At 30.2% G+C, this 17,957-nt stretch carries 26 protein-coding genes and 1 tRNA gene; 14 read left to right on the forward strand and 13 right to left on the reverse strand.

Annotation, left to right across the window (positions count from 1 at the left end):
- The first annotated feature begins 22 nt into the window (after positions 1 to 22).
- Positions 23 to 1,387 (forward strand): 30S ribosomal protein S12 methylthiotransferase RimO, encoded by a 1,365-nt coding sequence (rimO, locus tag MK115_RS02195; RefSeq protein ID WP_287608778.1) that lies wholly within the window; start codon positions 23 to 25, stop codon positions 1,385 to 1,387.
- Between the two features lie 4 nt (positions 1,388 to 1,391).
- Here the strand turns inward: rimO and petL are convergent, their stop codons facing one another.
- The 5 genes from petL to MK115_RS02220 form a co-directional block, all read right to left on the reverse strand.
- Entirely contained in the window at positions 1,392 to 1,484 is a 93-nt protein-coding gene (gene petL / locus MK115_RS02200; RefSeq protein ID WP_011375671.1) for a cytochrome b6-f complex subunit PetL, read from the reverse strand.
- A gap of 64 nt (positions 1,485 to 1,548) precedes the next feature.
- Positions 1,549 to 1,935 (reverse strand): DUF4346 domain-containing protein, encoded by a 387-nt coding sequence (locus tag MK115_RS02205; RefSeq protein WP_287608779.1) that lies wholly within the window; start codon positions 1,933 to 1,935, stop codon positions 1,549 to 1,551.
- A 61-nt stretch (positions 1,936 to 1,996) separates the two neighbouring features.
- A complete protein-coding gene (locus MK115_RS02210) occupies positions 1,997 to 3,151 on the reverse strand; it encodes a GNAT family N-acetyltransferase (RefSeq protein ID WP_287608780.1) in 1,155 nt (384 codons plus the stop codon).
- A 17-nt stretch (positions 3,152 to 3,168) separates the two neighbouring features.
- A complete protein-coding gene (locus MK115_RS02215; RefSeq protein ID WP_287608781.1) occupies positions 3,169 to 3,819 on the reverse strand; it encodes a dihydrofolate reductase family protein in 651 nt (216 codons plus the stop codon).
- Entirely contained in the window at positions 3,816 to 4,742 is a 927-nt protein-coding gene (locus tag MK115_RS02220; protein ID WP_287608782.1) for a 6-pyruvoyl trahydropterin synthase family protein, read from the reverse strand. The genes MK115_RS02215 and MK115_RS02220 overlap by 4 nt, the downstream gene beginning before the upstream one ends.
- Before the next feature lie 50 nt (positions 4,743 to 4,792).
- On the opposite strand from MK115_RS02220, the gene MK115_RS02225 reads away from it, so the two are divergent.
- Positions 4,793 to 5,350 carry a shikimate kinase gene (locus MK115_RS02225; RefSeq protein WP_287608783.1) on the forward strand — a complete coding sequence of 186 codons (558 nt, stop codon included), beginning with the start codon at positions 4,793 to 4,795 and terminating at the stop codon, positions 5,348 to 5,350.
- Here MK115_RS02225 and MK115_RS02230 read toward each other — a convergent pair.
- Positions 5,347 to 5,604 carry a CRR7 family NDH-1 assembly protein gene (locus MK115_RS02230; RefSeq protein WP_011375677.1) on the reverse strand — a complete coding sequence of 86 codons (258 nt, stop codon included), beginning with the start codon at positions 5,602 to 5,604 and terminating at the stop codon, positions 5,347 to 5,349. The two genes, MK115_RS02225 and MK115_RS02230, sit on opposite strands and share 4 nt — an antisense overlap.
- Position 5,605: 1 nt before the next feature.
- Here MK115_RS02230 and MK115_RS02235 point away from each other — a divergent pair, with 1 nt between their 5' ends.
- Positions 5,606 to 6,313, forward strand: a complete 708-nt coding sequence (locus MK115_RS02235) for a DUF6816 family protein (protein ID WP_287608784.1) — start codon at positions 5,606 to 5,608, stop codon at positions 6,311 to 6,313.
- On the opposite strand, the gene MK115_RS02240 is transcribed toward MK115_RS02235, so the two are convergent.
- Entirely contained in the window at positions 6,300 to 7,025 is a 726-nt protein-coding gene (locus MK115_RS02240; protein WP_025931273.1) for a glutathione S-transferase family protein, read from the reverse strand. The two genes, MK115_RS02235 and MK115_RS02240, sit on opposite strands and share 14 nt — an antisense overlap.
- Before the next feature lie 54 nt (positions 7,026 to 7,079).
- Between MK115_RS02240 and MK115_RS02245 the strand changes: the two genes are divergently transcribed.
- The 3 genes from MK115_RS02245 to MK115_RS02255 are packed head-to-tail and all read left to right on the forward strand — an operon-like array spanning position 7,080 to position 8,465.
- Entirely contained in the window at positions 7,080 to 7,289 is a 210-nt protein-coding gene (locus tag MK115_RS02245) for a DUF751 family protein (RefSeq protein ID WP_002806502.1), read from the forward strand.
- Positions 7,289 to 7,681, forward strand: coding sequence for a 30S ribosome-binding factor RbfA (gene rbfA, locus MK115_RS02250; RefSeq protein ID WP_287608787.1), 393 nt, complete (start codon positions 7,289 to 7,291; stop codon positions 7,679 to 7,681). Before MK115_RS02245 ends, rbfA begins: the two co-directional genes overlap by 1 nt.
- On the forward strand, positions 7,668 to 8,465 hold the full coding sequence (locus tag MK115_RS02255; RefSeq protein ID WP_287608789.1) for a uroporphyrinogen-III synthase: 798 nt from the start codon (positions 7,668 to 7,670) through the stop codon (positions 8,463 to 8,465). Before rbfA ends, MK115_RS02255 begins: the two co-directional genes overlap by 14 nt.
- On the opposite strand, the gene MK115_RS02260 is transcribed toward MK115_RS02255, so the two are convergent.
- Positions 8,458 to 8,928, reverse strand: a complete 471-nt coding sequence (locus MK115_RS02260; protein ID WP_032515877.1) for an SRPBCC family protein — start codon at positions 8,926 to 8,928, stop codon at positions 8,458 to 8,460. The two genes, MK115_RS02255 and MK115_RS02260, sit on opposite strands and share 8 nt — an antisense overlap.
- A gap of 3 nt (positions 8,929 to 8,931) precedes the next feature.
- Entirely contained in the window at positions 8,932 to 10,386 is a 1,455-nt protein-coding gene (zds, locus tag MK115_RS02265) for a 9,9'-di-cis-zeta-carotene desaturase (RefSeq protein ID WP_025880230.1), read from the reverse strand.
- Positions 10,387 to 10,485: 99 nt separating this feature from the next.
- Here zds and MK115_RS02270 point away from each other — a divergent pair, with 99 nt between their 5' ends.
- Genes MK115_RS02270 through MK115_RS02285 form a run of 4 tightly spaced genes read left to right on the forward strand, consistent with a single transcriptional unit; the run spans position 10,486 to position 12,779 of the window.
- Positions 10,486 to 10,878, forward strand: a complete 393-nt coding sequence (locus tag MK115_RS02270) for a HesB/IscA family protein (RefSeq protein WP_025941176.1) — start codon at positions 10,486 to 10,488, stop codon at positions 10,876 to 10,878.
- A 6-nt stretch (positions 10,879 to 10,884) separates the two neighbouring features.
- Positions 10,885 to 11,313 (forward strand): tetratricopeptide repeat protein, encoded by a 429-nt coding sequence (locus MK115_RS02275; protein WP_025880236.1) that lies wholly within the window; start codon positions 10,885 to 10,887, stop codon positions 11,311 to 11,313.
- Between the two features lies 1 nt (position 11,314).
- Positions 11,315 to 12,517: a lipid-A-disaccharide synthase-related protein gene (locus tag MK115_RS02280; protein ID WP_287608795.1), complete on the forward strand. Its 1,203-nt coding sequence runs from the start codon at positions 11,315 to 11,317 to the stop codon at positions 12,515 to 12,517.
- Positions 12,510 to 12,779, forward strand: a complete 270-nt coding sequence (locus tag MK115_RS02285) for a DUF8620 family protein (protein WP_025890277.1) — start codon at positions 12,510 to 12,512, stop codon at positions 12,777 to 12,779. The genes MK115_RS02280 and MK115_RS02285 overlap by 8 nt, the downstream gene beginning before the upstream one ends.
- On the opposite strand, the gene MK115_RS02290 is transcribed toward MK115_RS02285, so the two are convergent.
- Entirely contained in the window at positions 12,730 to 13,656 is a 927-nt protein-coding gene (locus MK115_RS02290) for a TIGR01777 family oxidoreductase (protein WP_287608801.1), read from the reverse strand. The two genes, MK115_RS02285 and MK115_RS02290, sit on opposite strands and share 50 nt — an antisense overlap.
- A 136-nt stretch (positions 13,657 to 13,792) precedes the next feature.
- Here MK115_RS02290 and MK115_RS02295 point away from each other — a divergent pair, with 136 nt between their 5' ends.
- Complete coding sequence (locus MK115_RS02295) at positions 13,793 to 14,029, forward strand: NAD(P)H-quinone oxidoreductase subunit O (RefSeq protein ID WP_025890279.1); 237 nt, start codon at positions 13,793 to 13,795, stop codon at positions 14,027 to 14,029.
- 11 nt (positions 14,030 to 14,040) lie between these two features.
- Here the strand turns inward: MK115_RS02295 and MK115_RS02300 are convergent, their stop codons facing one another.
- Together MK115_RS02300 and cysK are read right to left on the reverse strand one after the other, a co-directional pair.
- Complete coding sequence (locus tag MK115_RS02300) at positions 14,041 to 14,718, reverse strand: J domain-containing protein (protein WP_287608803.1); 678 nt, start codon at positions 14,716 to 14,718, stop codon at positions 14,041 to 14,043.
- A gap of 16 nt (positions 14,719 to 14,734) precedes the next feature.
- Positions 14,735 to 15,703 carry a cysteine synthase A gene (gene cysK / locus MK115_RS02305; RefSeq protein WP_077141912.1) on the reverse strand — a complete coding sequence of 323 codons (969 nt, stop codon included), beginning with the start codon at positions 15,701 to 15,703 and terminating at the stop codon, positions 14,735 to 14,737.
- A 152-nt stretch (positions 15,704 to 15,855) separates the two neighbouring features.
- On the opposite strand from cysK, the gene MK115_RS02310 reads away from it, so the two are divergent.
- From MK115_RS02310 to MK115_RS02320, 3 genes are all read left to right on the forward strand, one after another.
- On the forward strand, positions 15,856 to 16,128 hold the full coding sequence (locus MK115_RS02310) for a UPF0367 protein family (RefSeq protein WP_075448395.1): 273 nt from the start codon (positions 15,856 to 15,858) through the stop codon (positions 16,126 to 16,128).
- Between the two features lie 8 nt (positions 16,129 to 16,136).
- Entirely contained in the window at positions 16,137 to 16,811 is a 675-nt protein-coding gene (locus MK115_RS02315; RefSeq protein WP_287608807.1) for an ABC transporter ATP-binding protein, read from the forward strand.
- Between the two features lie 49 nt (positions 16,812 to 16,860).
- A tRNA-Asn gene (locus tag MK115_RS02320) sits at positions 16,861 to 16,932 on the forward strand.
- 330 nt (positions 16,933 to 17,262) lie between these two features.
- Here MK115_RS02320 and MK115_RS02325 read toward each other — a convergent pair.
- On the reverse strand, positions 17,263 to 17,622 hold the full coding sequence (locus MK115_RS02325; RefSeq protein WP_079299526.1) for a DUF7326 family protein: 360 nt from the start codon (positions 17,620 to 17,622) through the stop codon (positions 17,263 to 17,265).
- Positions 17,623 to 17,957 lie beyond the last annotated feature (335 nt).

The following is a 17,957-nucleotide window of genomic DNA, read 5'->3' on the forward strand; positions in this document are numbered from 1 at the left end:
TTTAATTCTTATTTTTCAAGTTGTGAAACAAAATAGTCTCAATGTAAAAGAAAAAAAACTATCTAAGATTGCATTCAGTCATGTTGGTTGTGAGAAAAATCTTGTTGATACTGAACATATGCAAGGCTTATTAGATAAAGAGGGTTATGAAGTTGACAGCAATATAAATGATGCAAATGTTGTTGTTGTAAATACTTGCAGTTTTATTGAAACAGCTAGAGAAGAATCTATTAGAAAAATTCTAGAATATACAAATCAAGGAAAGGAAGTAATAGTTGCAGGCTGTATGGCTCAGCATTTTAAAGATGAGCTTATAAAAGAAATCCCTGAAATAAAAGGTTTGGTTGGAACAGGAGATTATCAAAAGATAGCCAAGGTTTTAGACAGAGTAGAAAAAGGGGAAATCGTTAATGAAGTTTCAAAAATACCTGAATTTATTGCAGATGAGGAAATGCCTCGTTTTGTAGATAAAAATAAATTTGTTGCTTATCTTCGCATTGCTGAAGGCTGCAACTATAATTGCGCTTTTTGTATTATTCCTAAGTTGAGAGGTCCTCAAAGAAGTAGAACAATAGAATCTATAGTTTCAGAAGCCAAAAGTCTTGCAAAAAAGGGTATTCAAGAAATCATATTAATTAGTCAAATAACAACTAATTATGGTCAAGATATTTATGGAAAACCATCATTAGCCAAACTTTTGAATGAGCTTTCTAAAGTTCCAATTCCTTGGATAAGGATACATTATGCTTATCCAACAGGTTTAACTGATGAAGTTATTAGAGCTTTCAAAGATTCAAAGAATATAGTGCCTTACTTTGATTTACCACTTCAGCATAGTCATCCAGATGTGTTGAAGAGTATGAATAGACCTTGGCAGGCTTCTTTGAATGAATCAATTTTGGAGAAAATTAGAGAAGAAATTCCATCTGCTGTATTAAGAACTAGTCTCATTGTTGGTTTCCCAGGAGAAAAAAAAGAACATTTTGAACATCTTCTCGAATTTTTGGATAGGCACAAATTTGATCATGTGGGAGTGTTTATTTTTTCTCCTGAGGAAGGAACTGCAGCTTTTCATTTGCCAAATAAAGTATCTCCAGAGGTTGCAGAGGCAAGAAAAGATAACGTTATTTCAGTTCAACAAAATATCTCTAAAGATAAAAATCAGACATATGTTGGTTCAAAAATGAAGATTTTGGTAGAAAAAATATCAGATAATAACGAATTAATAGGTCGGTCCTACAATTTCGCGCCTGAAATTGACGGAACTGTAATTTTATCTGTTAAAGATAAAATTGATTTGAAAAATTATATTGGTAAATTTGTTGAAGCAAATATTTCTTTTGCGGATGAATATGATTTGTATGGAGAGACTATTAAAATTTTGTAGTTTTTTAAATTAATTTAACTGCTCTTAAGAGCTTATCTAATGCGAAAGCAGCTCCAAAACCAAAACCAATAAATGCAAAATAGAAAATGATGTTCATTAATTTTTTTATTTTTATTTAATTTAACATCAGATGAAAAGATTAGATTTTTTCGTTTAATTTCTTAATCTTGGATATATGGTAATTTTTTGTATAAACATTCTTCTGCTTTTTGTAGTTCCCGGCCTAAATATAGAGCATGATCGAATCTGGTTATTAAGTCATTTCTTTCTTCAGTGATCAATATTCCAAGTTGTTTCGCACTAATACCTTTAAAAACTTCATTACTAACTCTTTTATTTTGAGAGTCGCATTTAATTGGTTCATTTGTTTCTGGGTCAAGCGCATATCCGTCATCATTAATATTATTTAGAAAGTGCTCTAAAATTATTTTATTTTCTTCTAAATCTACTTTTATAATAAAATAACCGTTTGGATCTAAGTCTATATATCGGTTGGATAGATTATTATCAATCTTTATTTTTTCATCTAAACTTTGACTTGAATCCATTTTGGGAATTTAATTTCAAACTATATTACTAATATAATCTTTGGTAAAGCCGAATAATTTTTTATTTAAAGGGTATAGATTTATTTTCAAAATCAATTTCCATCTCGGTTTGTTTATTCACTTCATTTAGCCAAGGATAAATTATATTTTCCATATTTTTGTCAAACCACTTATGCAAGCTAATGGTGCTTTTTGCAAAAAACCCTCTCCGCCTTTTATGTTTACCACCCGCTCCAGGATCAAAAAAATGGATACTATTTTTTATTGCCCATTCAATTGGCTGGTAGTAGCATAATTCAAAATGTAAATTAGATATTTCTTCTTGACTACCCCAATATCTACCCCATAAGTTGTTTTGATTTTTAACGCACATCGACATAGCAAAAATTTCATTTGAATCATGTTTTGATGCACTAAAAAGTAAAAGATTTTTTTTATTATCAACCAGTGTTTCGAAAAATGTAGATGTTAGATATTTACTTCCCCAAACTCCCCACCTCGAACAATGCTGTTCATAAAAATTATGCATTTTTTTGAGGATTTCTTGGTTGATATCATCTTCATTAAAAATTTCTACTTTAATATCTTGTTTAGTAATTGATTTCCTCTCTTTTTTTATATTTTTTCTCTGATTAGAGTTAAATCTAGAAAGAAAATCATCAAACGTTTTTTCTCCATTACTCCTCCATTCACTGCTGGAATTTATCCATTCATGGTATCCCAAAGATTTAAGATGGTTGCCCCAGCTTTCATCAATATATAAAAAATTACAACTTAAAATTTTGTTTGTAATCGCAAAGCTTTCGATATGGTTTATGAGTAAATTTGTAATTTCTTTCTTATCTTTATTTTTTTTATAAAGAAATTGATATCCATTTACAGGACTATAAGGACTCATTCCAATTAATTTAGGGTAATAATTTAAATTCAGCTCTTGAGCCAATCTTGCAAATGATTGATCAAAAATGAATTCTCCATAGCTATGATTTTTTAAAAAAAGTGGAGCAATTCCTAATATTTCTTCATTTTTATAAGCAACAAAATATAGAGGCTGCCAACCAGTTTCTCTTGAAACACTTTTTGATATTTCAAGGTTTTTAAGCCAAGTCCATTCATAAAATGGATTATTGATTTCATTTGCTAATTCATTCCATATCTCCTTGGAGATTTCCTTAATTGACAATTTGACTTCAACTTTATGTATTTTTTGGTTCATTTATTATTGAATCTATTTCAAATTTTTTTGTAATGAATATGGATTTCATTATTCATTAAATTTTTAATTGATTTTATTTCCCATAGTCTTTTGAGATTAAAAATCTCATTTGTTTGTTCTGGAGGGATCCATGTATATCTACCTCCAATAATTCGTGGAATTATTGTAATTTTTATATCTGTTATTAGATCCTCTTTTATAAATGAATTTATAAGTTTTGCACCTCCTAAAAGAGCTAGATCATTTATCCCTTGTTTTTTAAGTGAAATTAAAGTTTTACTCCATGAATCTTCGAAAAAGAGTTGTTTCTCGAAGTCATTATTCGACGAATTATCAACTTTACTTGAGCTTATTAGCCATCTTCTAATTGGTTGACGAAAGTATTTCCAATTACTGTTAAATTTTTTGCTATTTGAAGCAACTATAGAAATTGGTTGGCTTTTTGATATATTTACTTCGTCATTATCATTGAGATTTTTAATTAGGTAAGTTGATTGATGAGCTATTAAAGTACCTAAACCAAAAATGGTGGCGTCAACCATTGATAAGTGTTGATTTAACATTTTTTTATCTTCTTCGCTTCCAAGATGCGATTCTCCACCTCCAGGAAATGCAATTCTCCCATCAAGACTAGATGCTATAACAATTATTACTCTTGGGATACTCAAGTTTGTGTGACTAAACTATTTTCAAATTTCAACTTCAATGAATTGGTTAACTTTTGATCAACATAAATTTCTGCAGCATTATTTGGACTCTCTTGGAGTCTTATTTTGTGTAATGTTGCACCAAGGTTATGTATTGGTTTTTTAAGAATATCAGAAATATATAAAGCTATATTTTCAGCAGTTGGAACACAATTATGGAAAAATTCGATGTCTTTATTAAGAAAAGTATGATCTAGTTGTTCAACAACTAAATCGTTAATTATCTCTTGGAGGGCAGATAAGTCGCAAACCATTCCTGTTCTTTTATCAATGTCTCCTTTTACAGTTATATCGACAAGATAGTTATGACCATGTCCATTAACTCTGGCACATTTCCCATAGATTTTTTTATTTTCATCAAAGGATATCTCTTCTTTTGCAAGTCTATGAGCGGCTGCAAAATGAGTTTGTACTGTTAAAAATGCTTCCATGTTTTTTCCAAAATAATCTGCCCATAAATTTGGGTTTTCATAAAGTCTTAGACTTGTAAGAGGTAAATCATCCTTTAGACGACTCCAAATGACCTTTACTAATGCTTCAGTTGTGGGAAGTATACCCTCTTGATTATTAACATTAAATTCAGGCCAGACATCATTTAAAAAACGAAAATCTAATTGTCCAGTAACCTTATCTTTAATAGAGTGTTTTACATCAGAGAGATTAAGTACCATTCCATCAGAGTCTAGTTCTCCACCCATTGAAACAATAAGTTCATAATTATGACCATGACCTGGTGCAATACTGCACTTTCCAAAAAGAGATAAATTTTCTTCTGGGCTTTTTTCAGGAAGCCAATAACGGTGACTAGAACTAAAGCAGGCACGTCGAGTTATGACGCATTCACGTCCTTTTCCATGTAATGGTTTGGATTGTGTAGAAGTCATACCTGTCTGCGATAATACTATCTTAAGGTTTTAAATACGCTTTTGTCTTTATGGAACAATCCATTATCAAAAAAACAGTTCATACTTTAAAGGGCAGAAGCATATTTTTAATAGGAATGATGGGTTCTGGTAAGTCACAAACTGGTTTGAAGCTGGCTGAATTATTGAAGTATAAATACATTGATTTAGATTCATTAATAGAGAAGTTGGCAAAAAAATCTATCAATCAAATTTTTAATGATGAAGGAGAAGATAATTTCCGTGAATTAGAAGCAAACTGCCTTAAAGAAACTATCAAAATTCCTTCATTAGTAATCTCAACTGGGGGAGGAATAGTTACCAAATCGGAAAACTGGGGAATCTTAAGACAGGGAATAATTGCTTGGATAGATCTCGACAAAGATATAGCAATTGAAAGATTGAAAAATGAAATTGAAAATAGGCCACTTCTTCAGGGAAAGAATCTAAATGATTTATATATGAGCATTTTTCAATCTAGAGAAAATTTGTATTCTCAAGCAGATTTAAGAATTCAAGTAAAAAAAGAAAATATTGAAGAAGTTGCTATGAAAATAATTAATGCAATTCATAAAGAAATAATTAGTTAATCTGGTTCAATTCTTACTGCAAACCATTTGATAACGTATCCTAATTTTATTTCTAATTCATAAGTGCTTTCCAATAATTCTTCAAAAAATTCCTGATCAGGATCTTCTATATTTTGATATATTGTTTGTGTTTCTGTCTTACTAAGCCAATTCTTCAACCATAAAATTGCTTCTTGCTTTGATACAATTTTTTCTTTTGAATCTGGCTCTAATAATACATAATGATCTGATGCTCTTATTAGTGGATTTGACATAATGAAAATTCTTCTTGGATTAATTCTTTGCTTGATTTTTCAAGGAATTTTTTTAGAAAGTTCTTTTGCTCTAGTAGATTCTAACGTACGAGAGTTTTTGGAAAATCGTGTAAATCAATGGCCAGAATTATATTTGCCAAATTTTAAATTATCGGATACTTCTAAGGATTTAATTTATCCTAAATGGTTCGAGGGGAATTGGCTTGTTACTTCTCAAGATATAGTTAATGATTCAGAAGAGCCAGTTATTTATAAAGTAAATTTCTTTAAGAATGATTCAGATTTAATTGTTGGTAATCGTGCAAAAAATTCTGAATCTATTGGAAAAGCAATATTTGGTGAAACCTTAATCAAGGTTGTAAATGATCCTCAATCTATTAATAATCAAATTACTTATTTAAAAGATGATTTTTATATCGATTCAAGAATTACAGGGAGAAATCAGATCCAAGATGATGATATTTTTTTCGCAGATGAGCTAGTTATACAAACAGCACATAAGCCAGGTGCTTCAAGGATTAATCAGGTAGAGACCATTAGTAAATTTCAAAAATGTTCCGAAGAAATATTGGAAGTTGATAATTCAATCAAACCATCAATTTGTGGAGTGCAATATGTTGCTTCTTATGGTTCAAAAGTTGGTGATCCTTCTATTCATGCTATAAAAACAAATAAATATAAATTGAAGTTTGAATTTATTGAGAGTTAGCACTAAAAAGATATTCTTCTAAGTTGTTCCTCCAAATGAAAAGATTTTCTAAATAAGGGTTGTTTATGTATTCTTGGCTCCCCTCTCCTGAAAGAATTGGTCCTGCAGACTTTGGAAATTTAAGAAGGGATAATTGAGCAGCAATTGAAATATCTGCAATTGATAAACTATCTCCAACTAAATATTTCTTGTTGATCAAGGATTTTGATAAAGCTTCCAGTAATTTTTGGAGTTCTAAATTATCTTTAGAAGACAAAACTACATTAGAAATTTTACTAAGATTTTCAAAAGGTAATTTATCAACAATACTTTTAACTGAAGAAGGTATTTCATCTGGAAGTAATGCAGTTCTTAGCTGTGGATTTTCTATTGCAGATTTTATTAAAGCTTTTCTACAAGTTGTAGCCATTGTAGTATCTGCCCAGTCTTCAATTAGTTTGCATTGTGCAAATAATATTGGGTCCTCAGGAAAGAGTGGATTGTTATCATTTTTTTTATCTATATATTCGCAAATAGTTGAAGAGTCATTAATAACTTGATCATTACTATCGACTATTACAGGTACTTGTTTTTGACCTGATAATTTAAAGATTTCAAATTGGCCTATTCCAGGTGTTACTTCTTCAACTCGATATTGTAGTTTTTTTGCATGAAGAGCCATTCTTGTTTTTAAACAAAAAGCACTATGCCTAAATTGATATAATGTAATCATGCTGTTTAATGTTTGTTAAAACTTAGCTAAAAAAGTAATCTATTTGTGGAGCTGATGGGCGAATTTTTCTCTAATGTTGCGAGATATCCAAAGTATTTGATATCTATCATTGTTGGGGGACTTGTTGCTTTGCTTGAACCTTTATTCAAGAATAGATCAAATCCACTCACAATAGTAGGTTTGATATCTTCTGTCTTAAGTGCTTTCATAACTGTTTATTTTGTCTTGCAAGCGATGACAAACCCAATAAATTTACAACCATAATGCCAAATAATTACCGTCTTGCAAAAGTTTCTTCTCTTTTGAAGAAAGAAATAACCCTTATTTTGCAGAATGATTTGGAAAATGATCTTATTAGAGATCATTTCGTCAATATTTCTAAGATTGATTTATCAGGTGATTTGCAACACTGTAAAATTTATATAACTTCAACTGCTCAAGAGAAAGTGAGGAAAGAGATTGTTGAAAACTTGAATACTGCTAAAAGCTCTATAAGGCATAGTTTAGGAAAAAGAATTGAGATGAGAAGAGTTCCAGAGATAATTTTTAAAGACGATGTTGTTCTTGATAAAGGATTATCAGTCTTGAAACTTCTCGATGAATTAAAAAATAAAAATCAAAATAATAATGTTGAGGACAAGGATGCCAAAAGTTGATCTACCCCTTGATCAAAGAAATATAATTATTACTCGATCAAAAGAAGGGATATTGGATATAAAAAAGATATTCACAAGCAAGGGCGCTAATGTATTTGATTTGCCTGCAATAAGTATTGGTGATCCTGATGATTTGAATCCTCTTGACGAAGCATTAAATCAAATAAATGATTTTCATTGGATTATTTTTTCCAGTAGTAATGGGATCAAATTTGTGGATAAAAGACTTAGATACTTTAATAGTTCATTAAAAGAATGTTCTAAAAAAACAAAAATCGCCGTAGTCGGAGAAAAAACCTCAAAAACTCTTGATGATTTTGGGATTAAGGCTGATTTCATACCTCCAGAATTTGTTGCTGAAAGTTTAATTGATAATTTCCCAGTATCTGGTTATGGACTTCGAGTTTTTGTACCAAGAGTTCAAACAGGTGGTAGGGATTTAATTGCAGATCAATTTAGAAAGGCTGGTTCTCGTGTATTTGAGGTTGCTGCATATGAAACTAGATGTCCTGAATCAATTCCGGAAGAAACAATTGATATTATTTCTAATCGAAAAGTCGATGCAATTATTTTCTCAAGCGGTAAAACCGTAGTAAATGCTGCTTTTTTACTAGAAAAAAAACTTGGTAAACAATGGTTAGAATATTTTGATCAAATTAAGTTATTAACTATTGGACCTCAGACAACAAAAATATGTAACAAGATTTTTGGAAGAGTTGATAGTCAGGCACAAAAATATACTTTTGAAGGACTACTAGATGTAGCAATTAATATTTTTAATTAGAAAAATTTTTTGTATAGTTCTTTTCAACTAAATCTTTGAACCTATCAATATTGGCCTGTAATTCGTTTGTAACCATTTTGCCTAAAATATTTTCTTCCATAAACCGAGCAATCATTTTTGGTAGTTCATAAGTTATTGCTAAATTTACCGTTGTGATTTGATCAGTTTTACTTTCGAAAACTACTGATCCCTCAGTTGGTAAACCTCCTATTGATTTCCATTTAAGTTTGCTTTTTTCAACCCTTTCTGTAATTTGAGCTTTCCATTTAAACCTAAAGCCATTTGCAGCTAAAGTCCATTCTGTTAAATCTGGTAACGTATTAGTTTCTTCGTCAACTGTTTTTACAGATTCAATCCAGCTCATCCAAAGTGACATTGAGTCTAAATCGCTCCATGTATCCCATACATTTTCAAGAGGCGCATTAACAACTGTTATTACGTCATGTTTTAGCCAAGTACCCATTAATTAACTTACTGCAAGATTTTTTGCTAATTCGGCTTTCTTCTCTAAAATTGCGGCGGCAGCTAAATGACCACTCATTGTAGCTCCCTCCATAGAGTCTATATAATCTTGTTTTGTATAACTACCAGCCATGAAGAAATTAGATATAGATGTTTTTTGATCGGGTCTGAAAGGTTCCATACCGGGAGCTTCTCTATAGAGTGATTGTGGAATTTGTACCACGTTACTCCAAAGCAATTTAAGGTTTTTTGAGGATGGGAATAGACGGCGAACCTCTTTATCTATTTCTTTTGTAATTCTTTCTGTGGATCTTCCCATCCATCTATCGCCAGGAGTTAAAACACATTGGAGAAGCGATCCCATATCTTTTTTTCTATAGTCTGCTGGACTTGCTAGTGCTAAATCAGCAAAACAACTGAAAGAGGCATCAGCAGAATAAAGAAGGTTATCTAGTCCAATTGGTTCGTTTCCAGTATTATCTTTTTGTAATTCAGTAACCCAACCGTCATATCTTAATTGGATTGTGGCAACAGCTACAGCTCTAAGTTTTTTTAAACCTTCAAATTCTTTAAATTGATACCATTCTTTTGGAATTATTTTTTTTATTCCAGGAACATCACAGGCAGCTAGAAATTTATCTGCAAACACTGCCTTAATTCCTTCAGGAGAAGATATTTTTAATTGATTTACTGAATAAGAGGAAGATTCCTTTTCATAAATGATTTCTTCTACCTTATGGTTAAGATGTATTTTTGCTCCTTTGTTTGTGATGTAGTCGACAATAGGTTGAGTTAACCACTTATGTGGAGAACCTTTTAAAAGATTAAGTTTTGAGGCTTCTGTTTTTGAAGCAAACATCATGAATATAGTTAGCATGCATCTTGCTGAAATATCTTTGCAATTAATAAAACCTAATGCATATGCGATAGGATCCCACATTCTTTCTAAACTTTTTTCACTTCCACCATGGTTTAAAAACCATTCTTTAAAACTAATTCTATCTAGATCTCTAATTATTTTCATTGCGCCTTCATAGTCTATCAATCCTCTAACGATTGGACTTGTCCCTAAAGCTAAGGCATTTCTGAACTTATCTACCCAAGTAAGTTGTTCGGTGGTAAAAAAAGCTTTAAGTCCGTTAAATGGAGCACCTAAAGGGAATCTGAAGTCTAACGATTTTAAATTACCACCATTATTGATAAATAGATGAGTATGATCTTTCGGGAGTAAATTGTCTAGAGCTCCCACTTTTTTCATTAATTTAAAAAGATTTGCATAATTGTAAAAAAATACATGTAAACCCATTTCTATGTGGTTGCCATCCTTATCTTCCCAACTTCCTACTTTACCTCCCCAAAATGACCTGCTCTCGTAAATTTCTACTTCGTGGCCTTCATCAACTAAATTGACTGCTGCTGTAAGACCAGCTAATCCAGAACCAACTATTGCAATTTTCACTTTTTCTTAGAATTATAACAAATCAAGTTTGGATAACGTTTGTTCTATGCATCCTATCGATTAAGTTTTTATATTATAAATAGTAGAAATCCCTTGTTTATGGAAAATGTAGAAGTTAAACAGGAAATTAAAAATTCTGATGATGGCAAAGGTATCTTAATTACGAATGATGCTATAGAACAAATTTCAAATTTATTGAAGGGCCAAAGTGATAAAAAAGCACTAAGGGTAGGAGTAAGATCTGGCGGTTGTAGTGGGATGAGTTATACGATGGATTTTATAGGAACTGATGAAATAAATCCCGATGATAAAGTTTATGATTATTCATTAAAAGCTGATCAAAGCTTTCAAGTAGTTTGTGATCCTAAAAGTCTTTTATATATTTATGGAATGCAGTTAGATTTTAGTAAGGAATTAATTGGAGGTGGCTTTAATTTTGTAAATCCCAATGCCTCTCAAACTTGCGGTTGTGGAAGCTCTTTTGCAGTTTAATAAATAATGAATAACGAAATTAATCCCATCGAAGAGGATTTTAATGCAGCTTTATCAAGATATAAAGCAGGGCAAGATTTAATTCCAATCGTTCAAGATTTTCAAAAAATTATACAGCAAATTCCAAATCATTTTGCTGCTTGGACTTGTTTATCATGGCTTCAATTACTTTTGAAAAATAATGAAGAAGCTTTGTCAGCTGCCAGACAAGCTGTTCGATTAAATCAGCAAGATCCACAAGCAAGAATGAATTTGTCTTTAGCTCTTTTGGCTACCAATAATAAAGGTGTTAGGGATCATATTGAGTTAATAAAAAAAATGTCTATGATGATGCCAGATGTGAAAAGTGAGTTGAAAGAATCTGTTGAAGACGGATTAAGTAGATATCCAGATTGGCCTGAGTTAACCAAAGTAAAAAAATGGTTGGAATTTTAAATTGTTTAAAATTTTAATATTAAGTAATGGGCATGGAGAAGATCTATCTGGCAGTCTAATAGCTAAACAATTCGTAAAAAGTGGTTATTCTGTTCATGCTTTGCCAATTGTTGGTATGGGAAACCATTACGAAAAAGAAAAAATTAAGATTATCGGTAAAACTAAGGAATTTAGAACTGGAGGAATTGGTTATAATTCTTTTAAGGGAAGACTTACTGAGATATTAGGAGGAGAAATATTTTATCTTCTAAAAAGATTATATTTAACTTTTAAAATAAGAAAAAAATATGATTATTTTTTTGTAGTTGGAGATATTGTGCCAGTTTTTTTTGCATGGGTTTGTAAGAAAGATTTTTTTACATATCTAGTTGCTTATTCCAGCCATTATGAAGGGAAGTTGAAATTACCATGGCCTTCTAAATTTTTCTTGCTCTCACAAAAAGCAAAAAAAATATATACGAGAGATTCCCTTACAGCTAATGATTTAACTTTGCAGTTAAAAAAGAAAGTGTCTTTTTTAGGCAACCCATTTATGGATAAGTTTTTTCCTAGAAACAAAGAATTAAATAAAGATGAATTTAGTATTGGATTATTTCCAGGAAGTAGATTCCCTGAGATTTTAGATAATTTTGTTTTGATTTTAGAGGTATTAGAGGCATTGTCAGATTTAAGATATTTTCAAAAAATTCAGTTTAATTTTGCAATAGTTAATGCTTTATCTTCATCAAAAATAAAGGAGATATTTCAAAAAAGAGGATGGTTAAAAATAGAAAATATAAAAGATAATAATCTCTTGAAATTCCAATATAAATTTTTAGAAGTGAATATATATTGGAATAATTTTGACAAAATATTATTGAAAAGTAGATGCTGTATCAGCATGGCAGGAACAGCAGCAGAGCAAGCGATTGGATTAGGAAAACCGGTTATTCAGATTGAAGGTAAAGGTCCACAATTTACAAAAACTTTTGCAGAAGCGCAAAGACGTTTGCTTGGAAAATATGTTTTTTGTGCCAGTAATTATAAAGATAAAAATGATCAAATCAATCAGACAATTAAATTGATCATAAAAATAATATATCTTATACAGCTAAATAAGAAGTTTATGATCTCATGTAATGAAAATGCTAAAAAAAGACTGGGTGAAAACAAAGCTTGTCTTAAAATGGTTGATGATATGAATATTGTTATAAAAAATGACTAAGGAGAATAATCAAAATAAGTTAAAACAAATTATCGATAATTTGTTATTAATAAATTTATTTACAGTCATTTTTTTTGCAATATTTTTTATTTTTGCAATCATCATGCAATTTAATGGGATATTTATTTTTATTAATTTTATTCAGATAGTTTGGAATCCTCTTGTAGTTCCATTGATAACAATTCTTATTATTGGTGCTTTAGTAAACGGTATTAATTCTTGGTGGAGGCGTAAATTGCTTTCTCAAGAAGAGGATATTTAAAATTATAATTTTTGATTTTACTGCTAATTACTTTTTGTCCTTCTAAAACAACTTTCGCTCCATCTCCTAACAATATTTTTAAAACCGCTCCAGGCACTGGAAGTAAATTAGGTCTATTCAGACATTTGCCTAAAGTCTGAGAAAATTCTCTCATTAATACTGGATTTGGTGCAACAGCATTAAATACTCCCGAATACTTTTTATCAACTAATGCTTGAGTAATTAATGCACATAAATCAGTTCTATGAATCCAACTCATCCATTGCTTACCATCTCCAATTGGTCCACCTAATCCAACTTTAAATATAGGGAGCATTTTTCCTAATGCTCCTCCGTCTTTCTCTAGAACAATTCCAATTCTAAAAATAACTAACCTTGAGAAAAATGGTTTTTCAGCAGCGACCGCTTCCCATTTTTTGCAAAGATTAGCTAAAAAGTCTTTTCCTCCAATACTATTTTCAGTGAATTCACCAGACAAACTTGTACCGTAATAACCTATAGCTGATCCATTTATAATGACTTTTGGGTTTATTTTTAAATTTTTAAGGGTCTTCATCATAAATTTCGTGGTGTTAATACGACTATTTTCAATCTCCTGTTTTTGTTCAGAAGTCCATTTTTTTTCTGCTATGGGTTCTCCCATCAAGTTAATAATTCCATCTGTCTCTCTTAAAATATTTAGAAGATTTTCGTTATTCCAGTTTTTTTCTTTTGATAAATCTATTTGAAAAAATTTAAACTTATTGAAATCTAAATCAAGCTTTAATTTACTAATGGGTTTTCTACTTACAATGTATATTTCGTGATTTTCATTGAGTAGTGTTGGTACTAATTCTTTACCAACAAATCCAGTGCAGCCAAGTAGTAAAAGACGCATATCTTATAGATGTTTATCATTTAAGGCTATTAAATTTTTTAGACGTTTGTAATTATTATTCCGGTATAAATTTTTTTCAATATTTTTCAAACAAGTTTTTGTATAATAAATTTCAAATAACTTTCTTGAATTTATTATGACAGATTCTATTCCAAAGAAACCTCTCAAGAAAGGAAGCTTAGTTTTTGTCGATAGAGAAAATTATATAAAAAGTATCGAAGCGCTAGCCAGTGATGATGATCTACCTAATTATGTCTTTGAAGGTCCTGGAGAGATTCTTTCAGTCAAAGACGAATATGCTCAGGTTCGATGGCGCAGACCTGTTCCAGATGTTTGGTTGAAATTAGATCAACTTAAAGAATATACTCAATAAAATTTTTATATCTAAAAGTTTTTATTTTTTTTCTCTATAGACATCTTTGATTGTATTCTTTTTGCTTCTTTGATCATTTCTTTGCCATCAAATAAGTAATTATCTACGTATCCTTGTGTATATCTATCAAATTCTGATAGCGCATCTTTAACTTGTGAAAAACAATGATAAAGATCGAGGCCTAAAGCTGAAATAGACTTTGGAACTATTTTTTTGTTATAAATTTTTTCAACTTTTTCTATTTTCTTTTGTGAAAGAATTATGTAACTGCAAAAATTTTCCATTAGTTGGTCATCATATGGATCCGCAGATAGTTCTTTTATTTCGTTATTCAAAGGTTTAATTATTTGACTAATTAATCTATTTATCGGACTATAAATTTCTTTAATCCATGTTTCAACTTCTTTGTCCTTAATTGAAGAATTATATTTTTTTGAATTAAATTTCTCTTCCCAATTTTCATTTAATGAATCAAATGATGAACTGGAAGAGAAAAAACTGCTATCGTATTGTTTCTTTTTGATAGGGTCATTTAGAGTTTCCCAGGCATTTTGTATTGCAAGAAATCGTTCTTTCTTGCCGCCTGCATCAGGATGATGTTGCTTAACTAAAGAGCGATATGAAGATTTAATTTCACTTCTGGTTGCATTTTTTTTGAGACCTAATTCTTCATATAAATTTTTTTCCATTTTTATAAATTATGCATTAAAGATAACCATCTTTTCTGGCTTGAATTGAAGTATTAGATTCAAACATTGCTGTTGATAAATATCTTTCTCCAAAACTTGGAAGAATAACTATCAATCTTTTATTCATTAGTTCTTTTCTTTTGCCGATTTTTATAGTTGCTGCTAAAGCTGCACCGCTGCTGATGCCAGATAAAAGGCCTTCCAATCTAGCTAATAAACGCCCATAATAAAATGCTTCATCGTCATCTATTTTTATAATTTCATCAATTAATTTAGTATTAAGAACTTTTGGTACGAAACCCGCTCCAATTCCTTGAATCGAATGAGATCCTGCTTTTTCTCCGGAAATCACAGCACTTTTTTTGGGCTCTACGGCATAAATTTTGCAATTTGGATTAACTTTTTTCAAAAAACGTGCACAACCAGTAATTGTTCCTCCTGTGCCTACTCCTGTAACTAGTCCATCTAAATTGTTATTGGATTGGGACCATATTTCTTGAGCCGTTGTTCTTTCATGAATATCTGGATTAGCAAAGTTTTCAAACTGATTAAATTGATAGCTATTTGCAATGGTTGAAGACAACTCATTAGCTAAATCTAAAGCTCCTTTCATTCCGTCTTTCCCTGGTGTTAGCTGTAATTCAGCTCCATATGCTCTCAACATTGCCCTTCTCTCAATACTCATCGTATCCGGCATAGTTAATATCAATTTATAGCCTTTTGCTGCAGCAACCATTGCTAATGCGATGCCAGTATTCCCACTAGTTGCTTCAATTAACGTTGTTTTATCTGGTGTTATCAATCCTTCTTCTTCAGCTTTACATAACATTGAATAAGCGATCCGATCCTTAACGGACGCTGATGGATTGAAACTTTCTAGTTTGGCTATTATTTCTGGATAACAATCAAAATACTTTCTGATTCGATTTAATTTAACTAATGGGGTATTTCCAACTAGAGAAGTTATATCATTTGCTATTTCCATGAAATTATTTTTTAAAATGCAAAATAAAATCTCCTATATTCATAATAATTGTATTTAAAGATCTTTTATATAATTTTCTCAAAAGAATTTAATTTAAATAACTTCCTGCGGAAAAATATTTAGTAATATAAGAGGTAGTTTTTATTATGATTATGTATTCGTTGGAACTAAGTCTGAGATATTCACCTTTTCCACTTTCAATTCAGAAGAAAGAATTTGATGATGTTAAACGAATTTATGATGAAATAAAAAGTTCTATGAATGAAACTTTAGAATCCTCAAACTTGATCGAATTAAGGTGTGACAAAGTGCAAGATAAATTAATTGCTGTAAGAGCTAAAGAAATCATTTCTGTTCAGATATATGAAAAATCATCAGTAGCAGGAGGAGCTAAAAGACCAGGATTTTCTCTCAACATAGATTGATAGAATTAATGCGAGATTCCCTTGAAAATGAAATACCTCATATTAAATTCAAAGATGTTTCTTTTTCATATCTTGGAGAAAAAGAAAATTTAATTTTTAAATGTAACTTCTCAATAAAAAAACCTGGATTTTGGATGGTCGTAGGTAAAAACGGGAGCGGAAAAAGTACTCTTTTAAAATTAATTAATGGAATAATCAAACCCAAAAATGGCGTCATTGACTCTAATGCAAATATTGGCATGGTGTTTCAAAACCCTGATCATCAAATATTGATGCCAAATTGTAGGAGTGAACTTCTGATTAATATTAATCAGAATATAAGTCAAAATGAAATTAATAAAAAAATTGAATATGTGCTTGATCAGGTAGGAATGACTGGTTTTGAAAAAAGGCCAGTTCATACTTTGAGCGGTGGACAAAAACAACGCTTAACTATTGCATGCGCTCTGATTAGTAATAGAAATTTTATTCTTTTAGATGAGCCTACAGCGTTACTTGATCAAACCAGCCAATTAAAAGTTTTACAAACTATTAAAAATCTTACAAGTGACCATAAAAAACCTTTATCAGCTTTGTGGATTACTCATCGTTATGAAGAATTAACTTATGCTGATGCAGTAGCAGAGTTGAAAAATGGTTTTTTATCTAGCTGGCAAGAACCATCAAAATTTCAATATAATTAATTATTGTACTTGTCATAAGGTACTTTAAAGAGCTAAATTCATTTTATATTCCTCGGTAGCTCAGCGGTAGAGCGATCGACTGTTAATCGATTGGTCGCAGGTTCGAATCCCGCCCGGGGAGTTTATAAATTCCAAAAAGTTATCCAAAGTCACCCTAAAAAGGTAACTTTTTTATTTCTTAGACCTCTTTTTTGTTAAATAGTAGTTGGCAGAATATAAAATCAAGTATATTTGATATAATATTAAGAACAGTATATAGAACATTAAAAATAATCTTATTAAGATATCTCAAACATGCTTTAAGAATTAAAAAAATTGTTTTTTTTAGAACAGTAATTAGAACATTTACTAAATTCTTCATAAAATTAATCTCTTTGATTGATTTTCATTTTTTAAAATTAAGACATATTTTTGTTTATATCGTTTGAATTAATACATTATTCAGGAAATTCTAGTCATCCCACATATCCTTTTTCTCTTGATCTAAATTATTCCTTTCAAGTAATTCTATTCTTTGCTTCTGAGAATCTATTTCTGTTTCAATTACGTTTTTATCGTCAATGTATTTTGTTTGTATTTCTAAGATATTTATTTCAAATTGTTCTCCAAAAAAATCTGACATTTCTCTCCATGCTTCCATTTCCTCTTCTTTGCCAATAGTATCGTTTATCTGATGAGAAATAATTTCTAATACATATTGTTTAAGTTCTTGATGACTCATCGATTCAACTTTTTTTTGAATGTAAAGTTCTTTAAGAGTTTCTAGTTGTTTTTTTGATAAATCAGAATAGATAATAGACTTCTTTTTCATAGATACTTAAATTTTTTTTAATATAGACAAAATTATGAGTTTAAACATTTTGGAGAAATGAAAAATTTTAAACTTAATTCCTATTTGATTACTGAAAAAATTCAATTTTCTAAACTTATAATGGCAATCTGAATACAATATTCTTCCAATTTGAACCATTATTTGTTTCTATTAATCCTTTGATTGTTAAGAAAAAGTGAATAGAATCGAAAGAAATTCTAAAATTTCAAATTTATTAAAATTTGCAATTTCTATCTAATCCATTGCTATCACAAAGTTATGTGATAATTCTAATTGATAAAATTGTTTACAGTAATTCAGCAATCTTTATAAAT

The organism is Prochlorococcus sp. ALOHA_ZT_50 (assembly GCF_022447305.1).
In the GTDB taxonomy this organism is placed as follows: domain Bacteria; phylum Cyanobacteriota; class Cyanobacteriia; order PCC-6307; family Cyanobiaceae; genus Prochlorococcus_A.

Excerpts from the sequence above, each read along its gene's own strand:
- petL (WP_011375671.1), bottom strand. The coding sequence starts at position 1,484 with ATGAACATCATTTTCTATTTTGCATTTATTGGTTTTGGTTTTGGAGCT.
- MK115_RS02205 (WP_287608779.1), bottom strand. The coding sequence starts at position 1,935 with ATGGATTCAAGTCAAAGTTTAGATGAAAAAATAAAGATTGATAATAAT.
- MK115_RS02210 (WP_287608780.1), bottom strand. The coding sequence starts at position 3,151 with ATGAACCAAAAAATACATAAAGTTGAAGTCAAATTGTCAATTAAGGAA.
- MK115_RS02220 (WP_287608782.1), bottom strand. The coding sequence starts at position 4,742 with ATGACTTCTACACAATCCAAACCATTACATGGAAAAGGACGTGAATGC.
- MK115_RS02225 (WP_287608783.1), top strand. The coding sequence starts at position 4,793 with ATGGAACAATCCATTATCAAAAAAACAGTTCATACTTTAAAGGGCAGA.
- MK115_RS02230 (WP_011375677.1), bottom strand. The coding sequence starts at position 5,604 with ATGTCAAATCCACTAATAAGAGCATCAGATCATTATGTATTATTAGAG.
- MK115_RS02235 (WP_287608784.1), top strand. The coding sequence starts at position 5,606 with ATGAAAATTCTTCTTGGATTAATTCTTTGCTTGATTTTTCAAGGAATT.
- MK115_RS02240 (WP_025931273.1), bottom strand. The coding sequence starts at position 7,025 with ATGATTACATTATATCAATTTAGGCATAGTGCTTTTTGTTTAAAAACA.
- MK115_RS02245 (WP_002806502.1), top strand. The coding sequence starts at position 7,080 with ATGGGCGAATTTTTCTCTAATGTTGCGAGATATCCAAAGTATTTGATA.
- rbfA (WP_287608787.1), top strand. The coding sequence starts at position 7,289 with ATGCCAAATAATTACCGTCTTGCAAAAGTTTCTTCTCTTTTGAAGAAA.
- MK115_RS02255 (WP_287608789.1), top strand. The coding sequence starts at position 7,668 with ATGCCAAAAGTTGATCTACCCCTTGATCAAAGAAATATAATTATTACT.
- MK115_RS02260 (WP_032515877.1), bottom strand. The coding sequence starts at position 8,928 with ATGGGTACTTGGCTAAAACATGACGTAATAACAGTTGTTAATGCGCCT.
- MK115_RS02270 (WP_025941176.1), top strand. The coding sequence starts at position 10,486 with ATGGAAAATGTAGAAGTTAAACAGGAAATTAAAAATTCTGATGATGGC.
- MK115_RS02275 (WP_025880236.1), top strand. The coding sequence starts at position 10,885 with ATGAATAACGAAATTAATCCCATCGAAGAGGATTTTAATGCAGCTTTA.
- MK115_RS02285 (WP_025890277.1), top strand. The coding sequence starts at position 12,510 with ATGACTAAGGAGAATAATCAAAATAAGTTAAAACAAATTATCGATAAT.
- MK115_RS02290 (WP_287608801.1), bottom strand. The coding sequence starts at position 13,656 with ATGCGTCTTTTACTACTTGGCTGCACTGGATTTGTTGGTAAAGAATTA.
- MK115_RS02295 (WP_025890279.1), top strand. The coding sequence starts at position 13,793 with ATGACAGATTCTATTCCAAAGAAACCTCTCAAGAAAGGAAGCTTAGTT.
- MK115_RS02300 (WP_287608803.1), bottom strand. The coding sequence starts at position 14,718 with ATGGAAAAAAATTTATATGAAGAATTAGGTCTCAAAAAAAATGCAACC.
- cysK (WP_077141912.1), bottom strand. The coding sequence starts at position 15,703 with ATGGAAATAGCAAATGATATAACTTCTCTAGTTGGAAATACCCCATTA.
- MK115_RS02310 (WP_075448395.1), top strand. The coding sequence starts at position 15,856 with ATGTATTCGTTGGAACTAAGTCTGAGATATTCACCTTTTCCACTTTCA.
- MK115_RS02315 (WP_287608807.1), top strand. The coding sequence starts at position 16,137 with ATGCGAGATTCCCTTGAAAATGAAATACCTCATATTAAATTCAAAGAT.
- MK115_RS02325 (WP_079299526.1), bottom strand. The coding sequence starts at position 17,622 with ATGAAAAAGAAGTCTATTATCTATTCTGATTTATCAAAAAAACAACTA.